This window comes from Nonomuraea sp. KM90, assembly GCF_052246675.1.
Classification (GTDB): domain Bacteria; phylum Actinomycetota; class Actinomycetes; order Streptosporangiales; family Streptosporangiaceae; genus Nonomuraea.
In genome coordinates, this window is record NZ_JBQQCB010000025.1 from 101,569 (window position 1) to 117,872 (window position 16,304).

Here is a 16,304-nt window from a genome sequence, read left to right on the forward strand (position 1 = left end):
TGAAACCGGCTCGGGCCACACCGACAGTTGAGGAGTCACTGCACAACACCACAGACGGGAACGAACATGCAGGCCAACGACATTCAGCTCGCCAGGCTCTACACCACGAAGGCATCGGGCGGCACTCAGGACAGCACGCCGACCGAGCTGGGCGGCAACCGGCAGCCGGAGTTCTACCTGAGCATCGTCGTCGAGGCCGGGGACAACCTCGGCGACCTCGGCGCCGCCTACACCCTGTACCTGCGGGCGGTCTCCACCTCGGGCGGGGCGACGACGTTCGCCCGCGCCACACTCAACGAGACCGTCACCAGCGGCCTCTACGACTGGAAGGACCTGGGATCCAACAACGGCTACGCCAAGGCCTCCCAGCTCAAGGTCAACTCTGCCGACTTCCCGGCCGGTGACTCCTACGAGTTCGTCGCGACGCTGCTCACCAAGAGCGGGATCGTCTACAAGGCGGTCAGCAACGAGTTCGTCTCCTTCTAGAACCGACCTGCCCGGAGCGGCTACGGGCCGCTCCGGGCCATTCCGGCCGCGAAAGGAGCCGACTGTGACCGGAGAAAGGGGCAAAGCGGGGGTCATCGCGTTGCTCAGCGGGCTTGTAGGGCTGACAACCGCCGTCGTGGTCCTGGCGTCCACGCTGAAGGCCCAGCCCCGGAATGAGGATCCGCCGTACGCCTACACCAGCGGCCCCGTGCCCGCATTCACGCCCGCACAGCCCGTGAGCGTCGCGCCGAGCCGGACCCGGACGGTGACCGCCCGGATCTGCAACACCCTCTCCAGCGGCGCGGAGAGCGAGACCGTCGCCATCACGCTCGGCGCCGGAGGGGCGCGGAATGTGTTGCTGGTGAACAGGCAGAGGCCCACCCGCTGCCTGATATGGAGGCGCATCAGCCGGGGAGCGTACTCCTACACGCTTTCGGGCGTGGTCGAGTCCGGCTACAGGACCGAGACCTACGACGGAGAGGGCACCATCCGGGTGTTCGACGGCGCTCGCTACTTCGTCACCACCGACGGCACGACAGTCACGCTGGAGCTCAGCTAGGGACGAGTGAGTCCTGAGTCGGGTCGGTGGCACTTCGAGGTGGAGCCGGCCTTCGAGGGTGTCGTTGACGGACTCGATGGGTTTGTCCAGGCGACGAGGAGCCGCTTCGCCGGGCGGGGATCGCTTCATTGCCTGCGGGTCAGGTCGCCGCCAGCGCTTCCGTCGGGGCCAGCCGGGAGGCGCGGATCGCCGGGTACAAGCCCGCGACGGCGCCGATCAGCACGGTCGCGCCGACTCCGCCGGCGAGGACCCACAACGGTACGACCGTGGGCCACTGCTGGGTCGTGGCGTAGGTTCCGGTCACCAGGAAGCCCAGCAGCGCGCCGGCCGCCCCGCCGATCAGCGACAGCAGCAGCGACTCCGCGACGAACTGCGTTCGGACCTGGCCCTTCGTGGCGCCGAGCGCCCGGCGCAGGCCGATCTCCGAACGGCGTTCCAGCACCGAGATGACCATCGTGTTGGCGACCCCGATCCCGCCCACGAGCAGCGCGACCGACCCCAGCCCGAGCAGCAGCGAGGTGAACGTCGCGTTCGTGGCGCGGCGCAGGCTCAGCACGTCGGACGGCCTCGACACGTCCACCTCGTTCGGCGCCGACGGGTCGGCCGTGGCCGCGAGCACCTCGCGCACCGCCTCGACCTGCGATTCCGTCGACCGCGTGTAAACCGTCGTCGGGTGCCCGTCGAAGGCCAGGTACGTCGTGGCCGCCGGCCATCCCATGATCACCGACGTGTCGAGCTCCGGCGCGAGCGTCACCTTCCGCAGCACGCCGACCACGACCCACGACCGGCCGCCGATGTAGACGGTGGGACCGTCACCCAGCCGCTCGGCCGCTGTCGCGCCGAGCACCACCGCCGGGTACCGTTCGGTCGCCGCGTTGATCCAGACTCCCTGGCCGAGCTCGGCGCCGACCGTGGTGAGCAGATCGAGCTTGGCCGCGACCACGGACAGGCCGCCGGTCTGCGCCGCCGGGATGCGGTCGTTGCGGTAGGCGTGCACGTTGCCGACCACGCCGGTCGCCGTGGCCGATCGCACCGGGCCGATCCGCCTGATCATCGCTACCGACTCGTCGGGCAGTGTGGCCGGCCGGCCGAACATCGTCCTGCCGGGTGACACGGTCAACATGTCGGTGCCGAGCTTCGCGAGTTTCCGGTCGAGGTCGGCATGGCTGGAGGCGGAGATCCCCACCACCGCGATCATCGCCGCGATCCCGATCGCGATGCCCAGCGCCGAGAGCACGGCGCGCAGCGGACGCGAACGCAGACCGTACCCGCCCAGCCGGATCAGGTCCGACAGGCGCAGCCGGGCGGGCCGCAGGGCGTTCTCGGCCCGTTCGCGGTCGCCGGGGGGAACGCTCCGGCGGCGCTCGTCGACCGGCTCGGGGGAGCTGGGCAGGGCGGTCGGACGCGACATCTCAGACCACCTGCCCGTCGCGCATCCGCACCTGCCGCGGCAGGCTGTCGGCGATCTCCCGGTCGTGCGTGATGACCAGGATCGTCGTGCCCGCCTCGTGCAGCTCGTGCAGCAGCTCCATCACCCCGGCGCCGGAGACCGAGTCCAGGTTGCCGGTCGGCTCGTCGGCGAGCAGCAGCGGTGGATCGCCCGCGACGGCGCGGGCGATGGCGACCCGCTGCCGCTCGCCGCCGGAGAGCTGGTGCGGGCGGTGGGTCAGCCGCGCACCCAGTCCGACACGCGTCAGCGCGGCCTCGGCACGCTGCTCGCGATCCCGCCTGCCCGCGCCGGTGTAGAGCAGGCCGTCGGCGACGTTGCCCAGCGCGTCCCGTCCCGGCGCGAGATGGAACTGCTGGAACACGAAACCGACTCGCCGGGAGCGCAGCGCGGACAACTGCCGGTCGGACAGCGACGCCACGTCGTACCCGTCGATGCGCACGGTGCCCGACGACGGGCGGTCCAGCGTGCCGATCAGGTTCAGCATCGTGGACTTGCCGGACCCGGACGGTCCGACGATCACCAGCAGCTCGCCGTAGCCGACGACCATGTCCACCGAACGCAGCGCGGCGACCCCACCGGGATAGCTCTTGCTGACATGGGCGAGCTCGATCACGGGGTGACCGACCGCGCCGTCCGCGGTGGTCACGACGGCATCCGCGGTGGTCACGACGGCATCGCCACCTTCATGCCCGCCTCGAGTCCGGACCCGGTGATCTCCACCTTGCCGTCGGCGAACAGCCCGGTCTCCACCGCCACGAAACGCGTCCCGCCTGCCTCGACGAGCTGCACCCCGTACCCGCCCTCGGCGAGCGCGACCAGCGCGGCCACCGGAACCGCCAGCACGTTCGGACGCCGCCCGGCGGCGAAGGCGACGCTGACGGCCGCCATGCCCTGGCTCTTGACGTCGTCGTCGAAGCTGATCGTCGCCTGGAACTTCGTGGTGTTCGACTGGCCGTCGTCGGCCTTGGTCACGATCGTCGCCACCTTTTTGATCTTCCCCGGGACGACCTTCCCCTCCGAGAGTTCGATCCGCACCGCGGCTCCCTGCTTGGCCAGCCGCCCCGAGCTCGCGTCCAGTACGACCGTGGCCAGCGGCGAGGTGCCGGTGACCTGCTCGATCTCGGTGCCCGGCCCGACCACCGCTCCTCTCTGCAGGCTCAGCGAGTCCACCCGGACCCTGCCGTCGGCGTACACGATCTGGCCCGGCTCGACCATGCCCGTCTCCCTGATCCCGAGATCGTCCTGCCAGTCCTTGACCACGGAGGCGGTCGCCCAGCTGTAGGTGCTGTCCGGGGTGAAGCCCCGGTAGCCGAGCGCCCACAGGTTCTGCTCGAACTGCTTGACGTCGGCACCCTTGACGCCCGTCTTCAGCGTGCGGTACGGCGGCAGCGACCCGTACAGCAGGGTGACCGGCTTGTCGTCGAGGCGGAAGATCGCCTTCCCGCGGGAGATCGTCGTGCCCTCCGCGGGCAGCGCGGTGATCGTGCCGCTGCCCCGTGACGAGATCGTCGTGCTGTCGCCGCGAGCCAGGACGCCGTCATGGCTCTCCCGGTCGACCAGCGTCTGCTTGGTGATCTCGGCGGTGGCCGCCGGCGTGCCGCCGGTCGAACGGGGGCTGTCGTCCGGATCCGGCAGGTTGAAGGCCGTGACCGCGGCGGCGACCGTGCCGACCGCCAGCGCACCGGCCACCACGCCCACCGTGCGCCGTGTGCCCATCACCTGTCCTTACCGGTCGGGAAGTACTTCTGGCACTCCTGCTGCGCCTTCTTGACCGTCGGGTCCCCGGGCGAGATCCCGGACTTCTCGTCGATGCGCACGTTGCCGTTCGCGTCGGGGTCGGGGTAGTTCGTGACTCCGTGCTCCCGCATGCACTGCGACGCCCGCCGCATCTTGGCGATGCCCTCGGCGTCGGTGCGGCCCGGCTTGCCGCCGTGGGGGCTGTACTTCTTGCACGCCTCCTCGGCGGCCTCGACCTTCTTGCGGTCGGTGCCCTCGGGCTCGCTCACCACCAGACCGCCGTCCGGCTGCGGGTCGGGGAACCACGTGATGCCCTGCTCGCGCATGCACCGGGAGAACCTGATGGGCGAGGCCTCGCTGTCACCGCCCGCGCCCGCGGTGCTCCGGGCGCTGGGACCGGCCGTGGCGACCGTCGGCTCCGCATCCTGGGCGCAACCCGTCGCTCCCCATGCGAGCGCCAGTGTGACCGCGGAGATGGCCAACAGGGGACGCCGCCTTTTCGTCATCGTCGTCATGCGTCTTTTTCTACGCGCCGGCCGGTTACACCACGGGCACAAAAAGGGCGGCCAGCCGCTCGTACGAAAAAATGGCCGCCACCAGGGCGAATGTGAAAAGGGCCGGAAGCTACCCGGATATCGCCGGTGACTTTTCCGCCGGGAAATCCACCCGGATCGCGAGGCCGCCCTCCGGCCGGGCGCGCACGCTCAGGTCGGCCGAGTGCGCCACGGCGATCGACCGCACGATGGACAGCCCCAGGCCGTGGTGACCGTCGTCCGCCGTGCGGTCGAGCCGCTGGAACGGGTCGAGCAACCGGTCCACCATCTCCGGCGGGACCGGTGGCCCGGTGTTGGTCACCGACAGGAAGCTGTCCGCGCCCGCCACGCCGGTTTCGACCTCCATCCAGCCGTCCGGGACGTTGTGACTCATCGCGTTGTCCACCAGGTTGGCCACCAGCCGCTCGACGAGGGCGGGATCACCGGTGACCCGCGCCGGCCGGGCTCGTACCACGACGGCCAGGCCCTGCTCGCACGCCCTCGGCCGGGTGGCGCGCAGCACGCTGCCGGCGAGCTCTGACAGGTCCACGCTCTCCAGCCGGTCCAGGCCGCGTTCGCTGGTGGCCAGCACCAGCAGCGACTCCAGGAGCCGGGCCTGCTGCTCGCTGACGACCACCAGGTCCTCGAAGCGCGCCCGGTACGACTCCACCGTCGCGTCCGGATCGAGCACGGCCTCCTCCAGCAGGGCGTGCTCCAGCGTCAACGGCGTCCGCAGCTCGTGTGCGGCGTTGGCGACGAACCGCCTGTGCGAGTCGAGCGCCGTCTCCAGCCGGCCGAGCAACCCGTCCACGGTGTCCGCGAGGTCCTTGAGCTCGTCACGCGGCCCGGTGAAGGCCAGCCGCTCCTGCACGTTCCGCGCCGAGATGAGCTGGATGCTGTCGGTCATGGTCCGCAATGGCCGTAGCACCCGCCCGGCCACCAGCCAGCCCAGCGCTGCCGAGAGGACCGACATGATCGCCAGGGCGATGCCCGACTTCACGAGCAGCTGGTGCCCGAACTCCTCGTGTTGCTGCACGGCCTGCTGCTGGGCCGCCTCGACGAGGCCGCGTTCCGTTTCGGTCAGCGGGGGGCTCTCGGGCACGCCGTGGCCCACGATGACGTCGCTGACGCTCCGATCGCCGGAGGGGGACGAGCTGGAGGTGGACATCCGGACGCCCCACCCGCTCTGGGTGACGAGAAGATAGGTGATGGCCAGCAGGACGGCGCCGGAGAGCAGGAACAGCACGCTGTACAGCAGGGTGAGCCGCAGACGGACCCGTATGCCGGAGATCCTGGCCGTCAGGCTCATGAGAGATCCCATCCGTTCAGATGCGATAGCCCGCTCGGGGCACGGTCTCGATGACCGGTGGCTCACCGAGCTTCGACCTGAGGCGGTTCATCGTGGCCTTGACCGTCGTGGTGAACGGGTCGGCGGCCTCGTCCCACACCCGTTCCAGCAGCTCCTCGGCGGAGACGACCCGGCCTCGCTCGGTGAGCAGGTATTCCAGCACGGCCAGTTCCTTGGGGTTGAGCGGTAGCCGGGCTCCGGCCCGGGTCGCCAGCCGCCGGGCCGGATCGAGCATCAGGTCACCGTGGACGAGGACAGGCGGCACAGCGGTCCGGGACCGGCGGCCGAGCGCACGGATGCGCGCCACCAGCTCGGGGTAGGCGAACGGTTTCGGCAGATAGTCGTCGGCCCCGATGGTGAGCCCCGCCACCCGGTCGGCGAGGGTCCCGGCCGCGGTCAACATCAGCACCCGGGTACGCCGCGGCTCGCGCATCAGCTGCCGGCACACATCGTCGCCGTGCAGGCCCGGCAGGTCGCGGTCGAGGACCATCACGTCGTAGTCCACCTCGGTGGTGCGGTCGAGCGCCGCCGTCCCGTCGTACACGACGTCCACCGCCATGCCCTCGCGCCGCAACACCCGCGCCACCGAGTCGGCCAGCCGCACATGATCCTCGACCACCAGGACCCTCATCCGCCCTTTTCCCGTCTGTCCGACCGCGACACCGTTCCGGAGCGGAAGGCTACCGGCACGCCAGTCACACGGTCGTCACAGCGGCTCCGGCGTCGTCGTCAGGTGGCGCACATGAGCCGTTCGGCCGCGGCGATGGCGTCGGCCGGTCGGCCGGAAGCCAGCTGGACGACCACCTCCGTCTCACCGTCCGCGCTGCTCATCGCCATCCCGCTGTAGCCGAAGATCCACCCGGAATGGCTGAAGACGCGCCGTCCGCAGCCGAGCGTCCCGGCGAAGATTCCGAAGCCGCCGGACCGCAGCCGCCTGCCCACCTCCTGGCTGAACACCCAGTGGTAGAAGCTCGACACGTCGGCCGCGGTCGAGATCAGCCCGCCCGCGGTCCAGAAGATCGACGAGTCCAGCTCGGCGTTGTCCACTCCGTCGGTGTGCTTTCCGTGCGCGAGATCCTTGGGCAGGTCGTCGGCGGGCAGCTCGGTCGCGGTCAGGCCGTGCGGGCCCGTGATGCGCTCGCTCAGCAGCTCCCGGTACGGCTTGCGGGACACCTTCTCCAGGATCAGGCCGAGCAGGATGAAGTTGGTGTTGGAATAGCCCTGCGCCTCTTTATCCGCATATTTCAGCAGTTCTCGGGGTGGCCAGTGCCGGAGGTGGGCGCCGTCGCCCAGGTCCTTCAGGAAACGCTCGTCACGCAGGTAGTCGGAGATGCCGCTGGTGTGCCGGAGCAGGTCCGCCACGGTCGCCTTCGTCCTGATGACACCCGGCAGCAGTTCGTCCACCCGGTCGGTGAGGGCCAGCCGCCCCTCCTCCACCTGCTGCAGAACGAGCGTCGCGGTGAACGTCTTGGTGATGCTCGCGATCCTGAAGCGGTGATCCGTCCGCATCGGCACCCCCGTGTCCGCCTGCCCGGCCGCCGCCTGCCACGTCCGATCGCCCTTCCTGACGTGCACCACCGCGCCCGACGATCCGGCCTCGACCAGCCGCGTGGCCTCGGCCTGCACGCCTGGCGCCGGTGAGGGCCGTACGGACGGCAGCCCCGGGGCGGCGGAGCCGCACGCGACCGCGCAGAGCAGGGCCAACAGGGCTGTGATCCGCATGACTTGATAGTGCGGTCCGAACTCCTCGCGGGGAAGGGCCGGCGGGCGGCGGGGGCCGTTCAGGGGTGGCCTCAGGGTTGTCCCGGATGGCCGCGGGCCCCGGCTCAGTCGATCATGGGCGGAAGACGTCGATCATGGGCGGAGGACAAGGGCCGCGGGCGTCGCGCTGTACTTCCTGCTGCTGTTCGCGCATTTTCCTATCGACAGGATCAGTCTGTGACTCGCTCCGCCGAGCCTTCCCGTCCCGAGGTGCCGGATCCGGTGCCGCCCGCCGGGCCGGGGTTCCCCGTGGTCCTTCAGCATGTCTCCAAGTCGTTCGGCACGGGTCCCACCTCGGTGACCGCGCTGCGCGACGTCTCCATGGCCTTCCCGCACGCCACCTTCACCGCGCTGATGGGCCCTTCCGGGTCGGGAAAGAGCACGTTCATGCACTGTGCGGCCGGTCTGGAACGGCCGGATGCCGGAGCGGTTCTCCTCGCGGGGGTGGACATCGCGAAGCTGTCCGAGAACCGGCTGACCGTGTTCCGGCGGGAGAGCATCGGGTTCGTGTTCCAGTCGTTCAATCTCCTCCCGTCGCTCACCGCCCGGCAGAACATCACGCTCCCTTTCCTGCTCAACGGCGGACGGGCGGACGCGAAATGGGTCGACGAGATCGCTGAGCGGGTGGGTCTCGCGGAGCGGATGCATCATCTTCCCGCCGAGCTGTCCGGCGGACAGCAGCAGCGGGTGTCCATCGCCAGGGCGCTGGTCACCCGCCCGCAAGTGATCTTCGCCGACGAGCCGACCGGGGCACTCGACACCCGGGCGGGGCGCGACGTTCTCCGCCTGCTCAGGGAGGCCGTGGACGTGTTCGGCCGGACCCTGGTCATGGTCACGCACGATCCACGGGCCGCCGCGTACGCCGACCGGGTCGTCTTCCTCGTCGACGGCGGCATCGTGGACGAGATGACCGCTCCGACGGCCGAGCGGACCGCGGCGTGGTTGTCCCGGCTGGAGGCGTGAGCCGTGTTGCGTCTCGCGCTGAGAACCGCCCGCACCCGCAAGGCCGGCTTCGTGGGCTCGCTGCTGGCCGTCGTGCTCGCCGTGACCGTCATCACCACGGGAGGCTTCCTGCTGCAGGCCGCCGTGACCGGGGACGGGGGGACCGATCGGTTCCACGCCGCCGCCCTGGTCGTCGTCGGCGACCCGCACGTGTCCGTGGCGCCCGCGGACAGCCGGGCCTGGGACGTCGGAGCCGATCCCGTCGGTGACACGCTGCCGCCTCCGCCGCTTCCCCTCGAGGTCGCCCATCGGGTCGCACAGGTGACCGGCGCACGCGACGTCGTGACCGACGTCTCGTTCTACAGCCAGGTCGTCAAGGTGGGCGGGCCGTCGAGCGGCGTGCGGGCAGGCGGCGCCATTCGGGGGCACGGCTGGAGCAGTGCCCGGCTGACGCCGTACCGGCTGCGGGCGGGACACGCGCCCGCCGCGCCCGACGAGCTCGTCCTGGACGGCGGCGTCGCCGTCCGTACCGGCCTCGGCGTCGGGGACACGGCGGACGTCGTCACGGCGGCCGACGGCACGCGCCGCTACCGGGTGGCCGGTGTCGCGGATCCGGGAGTGCCCGGGTCGCTCCACCCCGCCGTCTTCTTCACCGACCAAACTGCTGCGCGCCTGTCCGGAGAGCCCGCCCGGGCCGCCGCGGTGGCCGTGCTCGCCCAGCCGGGAGCGGACGTCGCGCAGCTGGCCGCGCGCGTCCGGAAGGCCGCCGGGGACGGGACCCTGGTGCTCAGCGACACCTCCCGCGCGGAACCGTCCGTCGATTCCGGCGCGTACGTCACGGCGGCCGCGTTCCTCGGCATCATGAGCGCGGTGGCGGGATTCGTCGCGATCTTCGTGGTCGCCGGAACCTTCGCCCTCCTCATCACGCAGCGGCATCGGGAGATGGCGCTGCTGCGGGCGGTGGGTGCCACCGGCCGGCAGATCCGCCGCATGATCGCCGCGGAGGCTCTCGTGGTCTCCGTGGTGGCCGTGGCGGCGGGTGTGCCGGGCGGGCTGGCACTGTCCCGGCCGCTCGCCGGCCTGCTGGTGTCCTTGGGGGTGGCCCCCGCGGGCTTCCGCCCCGTCTACGGGATCGTCCCGGTGGTCGTGGCGGCGGTGGTGGGGATCGGCCTCACCCAGCTGGCCGCCCTCTCGGCGGGAGGACGCGCCGCGCGGGTACGCCCGACCGAGGCGCTGCGTGAGGCGGCGGTCCCGGTCAGGCGCCTGTCCCGGCCGCGGCTGCTCGCCGGTGCCGGCTTCCTGGTGCTGAGCGTGTTCGTCGTCCTCAACAGCATCGCGACCGGCGGGGCCAAGGGATCGGGCGATGCCTTCGTGGTCGTGTTCACCCTCATGATCACGGTTACGCTGCTCGGGCCGTTGATCATCGTGCCGGTGGTCCGCCTGATCGCACCGCTGATCCTCGCCCTGGGGCGAGGAGCCGGAGTCCTCGCCGCCCACAACGTCAGAGCCGACCCACGGCGGATCGCCTCGGCGAGCATTCCGATCACCCTGGCTGTGACGTTCACCTGCGTCATGATCTTCATGCCGCTGACCATGCAGATGATCAGCCTCCAGGAGAGCCGGCTGCGTGTCCGGGCCGATCACGTGCTCGCCTCGGCGGACGGGCAGGGCCTGCCTCCCGCCGTCACCCGGGACGCCGCCCGCCTCCCCGGTGTGACCGCCGTCGCGGCGACGACCCCCATCCCGGTGCGCCTCGGTATGGGAGCCGGTGGTCCAGTTCAGACCCGCACCCTCATGGCGCTCGCCGTCGCACCCGCCGGGCTGGCGGCGCTGCTGAATCTCGACGTGCGCCACGGCGACCTCGACGCGCTCGTCGGCGACAGCATCGCGGCGAGTTCGGACGCGGCCGGGGAGAACGGCTGGCAGGTGGGCGACACGTTGCCGGTGGCGCTGCCGGACGGCACCCGTAAGGACCTGCGGCTCGTGGCCACCTACGGTCGGAGCCTCGGCCTGAGCGACGTGCTCGTCCCGGCCGCCCTGGCCACCCACCACGCACCCGGAGCGCTCGCGGCGGCCGTCTACGTCGAGGGCGACGACTCGCTGACGCGAGACAGGCTCGGCGCGCTCGCGGAGCACCATCCCACGCTGGTCGCGTTCTCCCGGGAGGCCTACCTCGCGGAGGCCGGCAAGGGCGGTGACTCCCAGACCACCGCCGTCTACGTGTTCATCATGCTCATCGGCCTCTATACGGCGATATCCGTGGTGAACACGCTGGCCGCGGCGACCGCCGCCCGGAGCCGCGAGTTCGCGGCCCTGCGACTCGCCGGATCGACGCGGCGTCAGGTGCTGACGATGATCGGGACGGAGGCCGCGATCACCGTGGCCATCGCGGTCTTCCTCGGCACGCTCATCGCCGCGACCACGCTGGTGACCTCCAGCCTGGCGCTCACCGGAACCCCCGCGTTCGCCGCCCCGCCGCTCGTCTACCTGACCATCGTCGCGCTCGCGGCCGTCCTGGGCCTGGTCGCGACCCTCCTGCCGGCCCGGTCGGCATTGCGGCGGAGCGCCATCTCGGTCATCGTCGCCCGCGAGTGACCGCCGCCGCCACGGCCCGGCCGGCCGGGCCGTGGCGGCGCGGCCGGCATCGTGCCTGGGATAATTTGGACATCTACTTAGTTATGCGAATATAATCGTTATATGCATATAACCAGACGGGTGTCCGCCCCGCCCGCGTCGACCACCGGACTCGGCCCCCGCCGGCGGATGCTCGTCCTGGCCATCTGCTGCATGAGCCTGTTCATCGTCGGCCTGGACAACACGATCGTGAACATCGCGCTGCCCGCCATCCGCCGCGACCTGAACGCCTCCGTCTCCGGCCTGCAGTGGATCATCGACGCCTACACGGTGGTGCTGGCGAGCCTGCTCATGCTGGCCGGCTCGACCGGGGACCGGGTCGGCCGGCGCCGTACGTTCCAGACGGGCCTGGTGCTGTTCACGCTCGGCTCGCTCATGTGCTCGCTCGCGCCCACCCTCGGCTGGCTGATCGCGGCGCGGGCACTGCAGGCCGTCGGCGGCTCCATGCTCAACCCGGTCGCCATGTCGATCATCACGAACACCTTCACCGAGCCGCGCGAGCGGGCGCGGGCCATCGGCGTGTGGGGCGGGGTGGTCGGCGTCAGCATGGCGCTGGGCCCGCTGGTCGGCGGCTCGCTGGTGGACTCGGTCGGCTGGCAGGCGATCTTCTGGATCAACATCCCGGTGGGGGTGGCCGCGTTCGTGCTGTGCGCGCTGTTCGTGCCGGAGTCGCGCGCGCCGCGCCCGCGCCGGGTGGACCCGATCGGGCAGGTGCTGGTCATCGTGGCGCTGGCAACCCTGACGTACGCCTTCATCGAGGCGCCGGAGGCCGGCTGGAGCTCGCCGCGGACGCTGGGCTGCTTCGCGGTCGCGGCGCTGGCGCTGGCCTGCCTGGTGCCGTACGAGCTGCGCCGCGCCGAGCCCCTGATCGACCTGCGCTTCTTCCGCAGCGCGCCGTTCGCGGGGGCCACCGTCATCGCCGTGTGCGCGTTCGCCGCGCTGGGCGGGTTCCTGTTCGTCAACACCCTCTACCTTCAGGACGTGCTGGGCCTGTCCGCCCTGCACGCCGGGCTCTACACGGTGCCCATGGCCGCGCTGACCGTGGTCTGCGCGCCGCTGTCGGGCCGGATCGTCGCGAACGCCGGGACCCGCGTGCCGCTGGTGCTGGCCGGGGCCACCATGGCGGCCAGCGGGCTGATCATGACGGGGCTCGCGGCGGACACGCCCACCTGGCGGCTCATGGCCGCGTACGTGCTGTTCGGGCTGGGCTTCGGCATGGTGAACGCGCCGATCACCAACACCGCCGTGTCCGGCATGCCGCGCGCCCAGGCCGGGGTGGCCGCGGCCGTGGCCTCCACCAGCCGCCAGATCGGGCAGTCGCTCGGCGTCGCGGTCATCGGCTCGCTGGTCACCTCGGCGGTGTCCGGCTCGTTCGCCACCGGGTTCCCGGCGGCCAGCCGCGTCGGCTGGTGGATCATCGTCGGGTGCGGGGCGGCCGTCGTACTGCTCGGTATCCTGACCACGACCGGCTGGGCCCATGGCAGCGCCGCCCGCACCGCTGAACGCCTCGCCCACGCTCCCGACAGAACGGCGGACACCCCATGAGCGATGCCCTCGACCAGGAGGCGGTGGCCCGCGTCTGGGCCGGCATGTACGACCTCGTCCTGCGGCAGGAGGACCGCCGCAAGGAGGTGGCCGAGACGCTCGGCATGAGCTTCTTCCGGGTGAAGGCGCTGCGCCACCTGCTGGCCGGGCCGATGACCATGCGGGAGCTGACCGCCGACCTGTCCACCGACAAGCCGTACACCACGCTGATGGTGGACGACCTGGAGCAGCGCGGCTACGTGACCCGCAGCGTCTCCCCGGACGACCGCCGCAGCAAGATCGTCGCCCTCACCCCGGCGGGCAGGGCCGCCGCCGAGGAGGCCGAGCGCATCCTGGCCCGCCCGCCGCGCTCCCTGCTCGCCCTGGACCCCGGCGACCTGGCCGACCTCGACCGCATCATCGCCGGGCTCCGCGCCCCGGAGGAGTCCGCGCGAAGGTCATGAGCCAGCGGCGCCCCGCCCGGCGTCAACGGAGGTCGATGGCGCGTTCGGGGCAGTTGGCCGGCGCCAGGCGGGCCGTCGTGGATCGGATGGGGGTCGGCGGCCCATACGGGATCCACGGGGAGAAGTCGGTCGCCCAGTCCGAGACCGGGTCGGTCACGGTCTCGCTGAAGGTGCCGAGCACCCGGTTCCTGCGCTCCTCGTCAAGGCCTTGGCCGAAGCGGTCCTCCACGGTCATCGCAGCAGCTCCGTCTCTGACGTCGAGTTGTGGCACCGCGTCCCGTGCGGCGGTCGGAAGGCGGATCGCGAAAACCGTTCGGCGCGGGAGCCGGTCGCGTCCTAGCATGCGGACGCGTGGACAGAAGACGGCGCAGACTGCGCGAGATCGCGGACGCCAACGCGGAGATCGTCGACACGGGCGGGTACACGACGGGCGACGGCGATCTCGTCGTCGTGGGACCGGCGCTGAAGGCGGCGATCGACGGCACCGTGAGTTACGCGCCCGACGCGCGCTTCGACCCGCCCGCTCCGCGGCCCGGCCTGCGCACGTCCTTCGAGGTGACCGCCGAGGGCAGCCTCCAGGCCGCCCGGCGGCTGCACCTCGACCCGGGCGGGGAGGGACGCGTCGCGGTGCTCAACTTCGCCTCGGCCCGCAACCCGGGCGGCGGCTACCTCGGAGGGGCCACGGCCCAGGAGGAGGACCTGTGCCGGCACAGCCTCCTGTACCCCTGCCTGCTCCAGGCCCCCGACTACTACGCCGCGCACCGCGCCGCCACCGACCTGCTCTACAGCCACCGCGTCATCTGGTCCCCCGACGTGCCCGTGCACCGGGGCGACGACGGGCGGCTGCTGCGGGAGCCGTACCCGGTGTCGTTCCTGACCTCCCCGGCGCCCAACGCCGGGCAGGTGCTGCGCCGCGACCCCGGCCGGGGCGAGAGCGTCCTGCGGGCGCTGCGCGAGCGCGCCGGGCGCGTGCTGGCCGTGGCCGCCCACCACGGCGCGCGCCGGCTCGTGCTCGGGGCCTGGGGCTGCGGGGTGTTCCGCAACGACCCGCGCGAGGTGGCCGGGGTCTTCCACGAGCACCTCACGGGTGCGTACGCGGCGGTGTTCGACCAGGTGGTGTTCGCGGTGTGGGACCGAACGCCGGAGTCCGCGAACCGGGCCGCCTTCGCCGACCGCTTCGCGTGACACGATCTCGGGGTGGAGGCATGTCCGGGTTTCATCTAGTCTGAACGCGCGAGGGGAGTACTTCGCAAGAGTCGGCCCGGTCAGTACGGACGTCCCGCGCGTCCCCGGACGGCTGCCCGCATGGGTGAAGGAGACCTCGAACGGGATAAGTGCGTTCGAGGGAGGTTTCCCATGTCCGCGGGGACGTTTTCGCATGCCGTCGAGCTGCGTACCATCGCTTCTCCGGCTCTCTGGTCCATCACGGTGGCGGTTCTGGTCCTGCTGCTGTTGCTGGACCTGCTGCTCACCCGCCGTCAGCGCGAGGAGCGCATCCGGGACGCGGTGGGCTGGTCGGTCTTCTACCTGCTGCTACCGGTGATCTTCGGGGTCTACCTGTGGCTGGACTTCGGTGGCGGCACGGCGGTGGAGTTCTTCACCGGGTTCGTGGTGGAGAAGTCGCTGTCGGTCGACAACCTGTTCGTCTTCATGTTGCTGCTGTCCGCGTTCGCGGTGCCGTCGGCGCTGGCCAGGCGGGTGCTGCTGTACGGCATCGTCGGGGCACTGGTGCTACGCGTGATCTTCATCGCGCTGGGCGCCGCCGCGCTGCAGAGCGGCACGTGGGCGTTCCTGCTGTTCGGGGCGATCCTGATCGTCACCGCCGGCAAGATCCTCAAGGACGTGCTGGCCGGGAGCGAGCAGGAGGTGGACATCTCCTCCATGCGCACGGTCCGGCTGGTACGGCGCTTCATGCCGGTCACCGAGGACTACCGGGGTTCCCGGCTGCTCGTCCGTGAGAAGGGCCGGCTGGCGCTCACCCCGCTGGCGCTGGCGGCGGTCGCGATCCTGGCCACGGACATCGTCTTCGCCGTGGACTCCGTACCGGCCGTGTACGGCGTCACCGAGGACCCGTTCCTCGTCTTCGCCACCAACGCCTTCGCCCTGCTGGGCCTGCGGGCGCTGTACTTCGTGCTCCAGGGCGTGCTGACCAAGCTGCGCCACCTGAACCACGGGCTCAGCGTCATCCTGGCCTTCATCGGGGTCAAGCTGGTCCTGCACTGGGGGCACGGCGTCTGGCCGCAGCTCCCGGAGATCCCCACCCTGGCCTCGCTCGCGGTCATCGTGTTCGTGCTGGTCACGGTCACCATCACCAGCCTGATGGCCAACCGCCGGGACCGCCTCCGGGCGGCCGCGGCCGGGGCGAGCCGCCCGGAACCGGTTCCGGAACCGGTCCCGGAACCGGCCAAGGACTAGCGCCGGGCCCGGCCCTCCGCACGTCACCGCGCCTGCCCGCGCTGTCCCTTCCGGGGGAGGAGCGGCGTGCGGTGGGAGGTCCGCAGGCGGTCAGCCTGCGGACACGCGGCACCCGCGGAAAGCCGGGCGGCTCCTGCGTTGTCAGTGGGAGGTACGGGCCTGGAGGAGGTTGGCCAGGACGTGGAGCAGGGCCGCCGACGTGGTGGCCGAGGTGATGGCCTGCTCCTCGATCAGCCCCTGGACGCGCAGCATCGGCACCCACTCCGCCCGCTCGCGCTCGTCCTCCCCGTCCGGGAGGACGAGGCGGGCGGCGGGGTCGGCAGGGCCGGCCGGGTCGGCGGGGCCTGCCGGGTCGGCGGCGCCGGGCCCGCTGGGGTCGGGGAGCGCGGCGGGGCCGGAGTGCGGGGTGTCGGAGTGCGTGGGGCCGGAGTGCGTGGGGGCGGAGGGGGTG

The 16,304-nt window shown here is 71.5% G+C and carries 16 protein-coding genes and 1 pseudogene; 8 read left to right on the plus strand and 9 right to left on the minus strand.

What is annotated here, in order from left to right; translation table 11 throughout:
• Positions 1–66: 66 nt before the first annotated feature.
• Both ACTWPW_RS25465 and ACTWPW_RS25470 read left to right on the plus strand, forming a co-directional pair.
• Positions 67–486, plus strand: a complete 420-nt coding sequence (locus ACTWPW_RS25465; protein ID WP_443170106.1) for a hypothetical protein — start codon at positions 67–69, stop codon at positions 484–486.
• 64 nt (positions 487–550) lie between these two features.
• A complete protein-coding gene (locus ACTWPW_RS25470; protein WP_443170107.1) occupies positions 551–1,045 on the plus strand; it encodes a hypothetical protein in 495 nt (164 codons plus the stop codon).
• A gap of 139 nt (positions 1,046–1,184) precedes the next feature.
• Here the strand turns inward: ACTWPW_RS25470 and ACTWPW_RS25475 are convergent, their stop codons facing one another.
• The 7 genes from ACTWPW_RS25475 to ACTWPW_RS25505 form a co-directional block, all read right to left on the minus strand.
• Entirely contained in the window at positions 1,185–2,456 is a 1,272-nt protein-coding gene (locus ACTWPW_RS25475) for an ABC transporter permease (protein WP_443170108.1), read from the minus strand.
• 1 nt (position 2,457) lies between these two features.
• A complete protein-coding gene (locus ACTWPW_RS25480) occupies positions 2,458–3,162 on the minus strand; it encodes an ABC transporter ATP-binding protein (protein WP_443170109.1) in 705 nt (234 codons plus the stop codon).
• Entirely contained in the window at positions 3,159–4,211 is a 1,053-nt protein-coding gene (locus ACTWPW_RS25485) for a peptidoglycan-binding protein (protein WP_443170110.1), read from the minus strand. Before ACTWPW_RS25485 ends, ACTWPW_RS25480 begins: the two co-directional genes overlap by 4 nt.
• Positions 4,211–4,747, minus strand: coding sequence for a hypothetical protein (locus tag ACTWPW_RS25490; protein ID WP_375111539.1), 537 nt, complete (start codon positions 4,745–4,747; stop codon positions 4,211–4,213). Before ACTWPW_RS25490 ends, ACTWPW_RS25485 begins: the two co-directional genes overlap by 1 nt.
• A gap of 109 nt (positions 4,748–4,856) precedes the next feature.
• Positions 4,857–6,074 (minus strand): sensor histidine kinase, encoded by a 1,218-nt coding sequence (locus ACTWPW_RS25495; RefSeq protein ID WP_443170111.1) that lies wholly within the window; start codon positions 6,072–6,074, stop codon positions 4,857–4,859.
• A gap of 16 nt (positions 6,075–6,090) precedes the next feature.
• On the minus strand, positions 6,091–6,744 hold the full coding sequence (locus ACTWPW_RS25500; protein WP_443170112.1) for a response regulator transcription factor: 654 nt from the start codon (positions 6,742–6,744) through the stop codon (positions 6,091–6,093).
• A 98-nt stretch (positions 6,745–6,842) separates the two neighbouring features.
• Entirely contained in the window at positions 6,843–7,835 is a 993-nt protein-coding gene (locus tag ACTWPW_RS25505) for a serine hydrolase domain-containing protein (RefSeq protein ID WP_443170113.1), read from the minus strand.
• A gap of 216 nt (positions 7,836–8,051) precedes the next feature.
• On the opposite strand from ACTWPW_RS25505, the gene ACTWPW_RS25510 reads away from it, so the two are divergent.
• The 4 genes from ACTWPW_RS25510 (at position 8,052) to ACTWPW_RS25525 (ending at position 13,438) form a co-directional block, all read left to right on the plus strand.
• A complete protein-coding gene (locus tag ACTWPW_RS25510) occupies positions 8,052–8,837 on the plus strand; it encodes an ABC transporter ATP-binding protein (RefSeq protein ID WP_375111535.1) in 786 nt (261 codons plus the stop codon).
• A gap of 3 nt (positions 8,838–8,840) precedes the next feature.
• Positions 8,841–11,411 carry an FtsX-like permease family protein gene (locus tag ACTWPW_RS25515; protein WP_443170114.1) on the plus strand — a complete coding sequence of 857 codons (2,571 nt, stop codon included), beginning with the start codon at positions 8,841–8,843 and terminating at the stop codon, positions 11,409–11,411.
• A 102-nt stretch (positions 11,412–11,513) separates the two neighbouring features.
• Positions 11,514–12,995 (plus strand): MFS transporter, encoded by a 1,482-nt coding sequence (locus ACTWPW_RS25520; RefSeq protein ID WP_443170115.1) that lies wholly within the window; start codon positions 11,514–11,516, stop codon positions 12,993–12,995.
• Positions 12,992–13,438 (plus strand): MarR family winged helix-turn-helix transcriptional regulator, encoded by a 447-nt coding sequence (locus tag ACTWPW_RS25525; RefSeq protein ID WP_375111532.1) that lies wholly within the window; start codon positions 12,992–12,994, stop codon positions 13,436–13,438. Before ACTWPW_RS25520 ends, ACTWPW_RS25525 begins: the two co-directional genes overlap by 4 nt.
• A gap of 22 nt (positions 13,439–13,460) precedes the next feature.
• Here ACTWPW_RS25525 and ACTWPW_RS25530 read toward each other — a convergent pair whose 3' ends face one another.
• The gene (locus tag ACTWPW_RS25530) at positions 13,461–13,673 is read right to left on the minus strand and encodes a hypothetical protein (RefSeq protein ID WP_443170116.1); all 213 of its coding nucleotides are present in this window, start codon (positions 13,671–13,673) and stop codon (positions 13,461–13,463) included.
• Between the two features lie 116 nt (positions 13,674–13,789).
• Here ACTWPW_RS25530 and ACTWPW_RS25535 point away from each other — a divergent pair, with 116 nt between their 5' ends.
• Together ACTWPW_RS25535 and ACTWPW_RS25540 are read left to right on the plus strand one after the other, a co-directional pair.
• Entirely contained in the window at positions 13,790–14,623 is an 834-nt protein-coding gene (locus tag ACTWPW_RS25535; RefSeq protein WP_443170117.1) for a TIGR02452 family protein, read from the plus strand.
• Between the two features lie 171 nt (positions 14,624–14,794).
• Entirely contained in the window at positions 14,795–15,853 is a 1,059-nt protein-coding gene (locus tag ACTWPW_RS25540) for a TerC/Alx family metal homeostasis membrane protein (protein WP_443170118.1), read from the plus strand.
• 141 nt (positions 15,854–15,994) lie between these two features.
• Here ACTWPW_RS25540 and ACTWPW_RS25545 read toward each other — a convergent pair.
• Positions 15,995–16,304 (minus strand): annotated as a pseudogene (locus tag ACTWPW_RS25545) (hypothetical protein); the annotation flags it as partial.

Coding starts and splice junctions, on each gene's coding strand:
- ACTWPW_RS25520 (WP_443170115.1), top strand. CDS start 11,514: ATGCATATAACCAGACGGGTGTCCGCCCCGCCCGCGTCGACCACCGGA.
- ACTWPW_RS25505 (WP_443170113.1), bottom strand. CDS start 7,835: ATGCGGATCACAGCCCTGTTGGCCCTGCTCTGCGCGGTCGCGTGCGGC.
- ACTWPW_RS25530 (WP_443170116.1), bottom strand. CDS start 13,673: ATGACCGTGGAGGACCGCTTCGGCCAAGGCCTTGACGAGGAGCGCAGG.
- ACTWPW_RS25525 (WP_375111532.1), top strand. CDS start 12,992: ATGAGCGATGCCCTCGACCAGGAGGCGGTGGCCCGCGTCTGGGCCGGC.
- ACTWPW_RS25490 (WP_375111539.1), bottom strand. CDS start 4,747: ATGACGACGATGACGAAAAGGCGGCGTCCCCTGTTGGCCATCTCCGCG.
- ACTWPW_RS25495 (WP_443170111.1), bottom strand. CDS start 6,074: ATGAGCCTGACGGCCAGGATCTCCGGCATACGGGTCCGTCTGCGGCTC.
- ACTWPW_RS25465 (WP_443170106.1), top strand. CDS start 67: ATGCAGGCCAACGACATTCAGCTCGCCAGGCTCTACACCACGAAGGCA.
- ACTWPW_RS25485 (WP_443170110.1), bottom strand. CDS start 4,211: ATGGGCACACGGCGCACGGTGGGCGTGGTGGCCGGTGCGCTGGCGGTC.
- ACTWPW_RS25540 (WP_443170118.1), top strand. CDS start 14,795: ATGTCCGCGGGGACGTTTTCGCATGCCGTCGAGCTGCGTACCATCGCT.
- ACTWPW_RS25475 (WP_443170108.1), bottom strand. CDS start 2,456: ATGTCGCGTCCGACCGCCCTGCCCAGCTCCCCCGAGCCGGTCGACGAG.
- ACTWPW_RS25500 (WP_443170112.1), bottom strand. CDS start 6,744: ATGAGGGTCCTGGTGGTCGAGGATCATGTGCGGCTGGCCGACTCGGTG.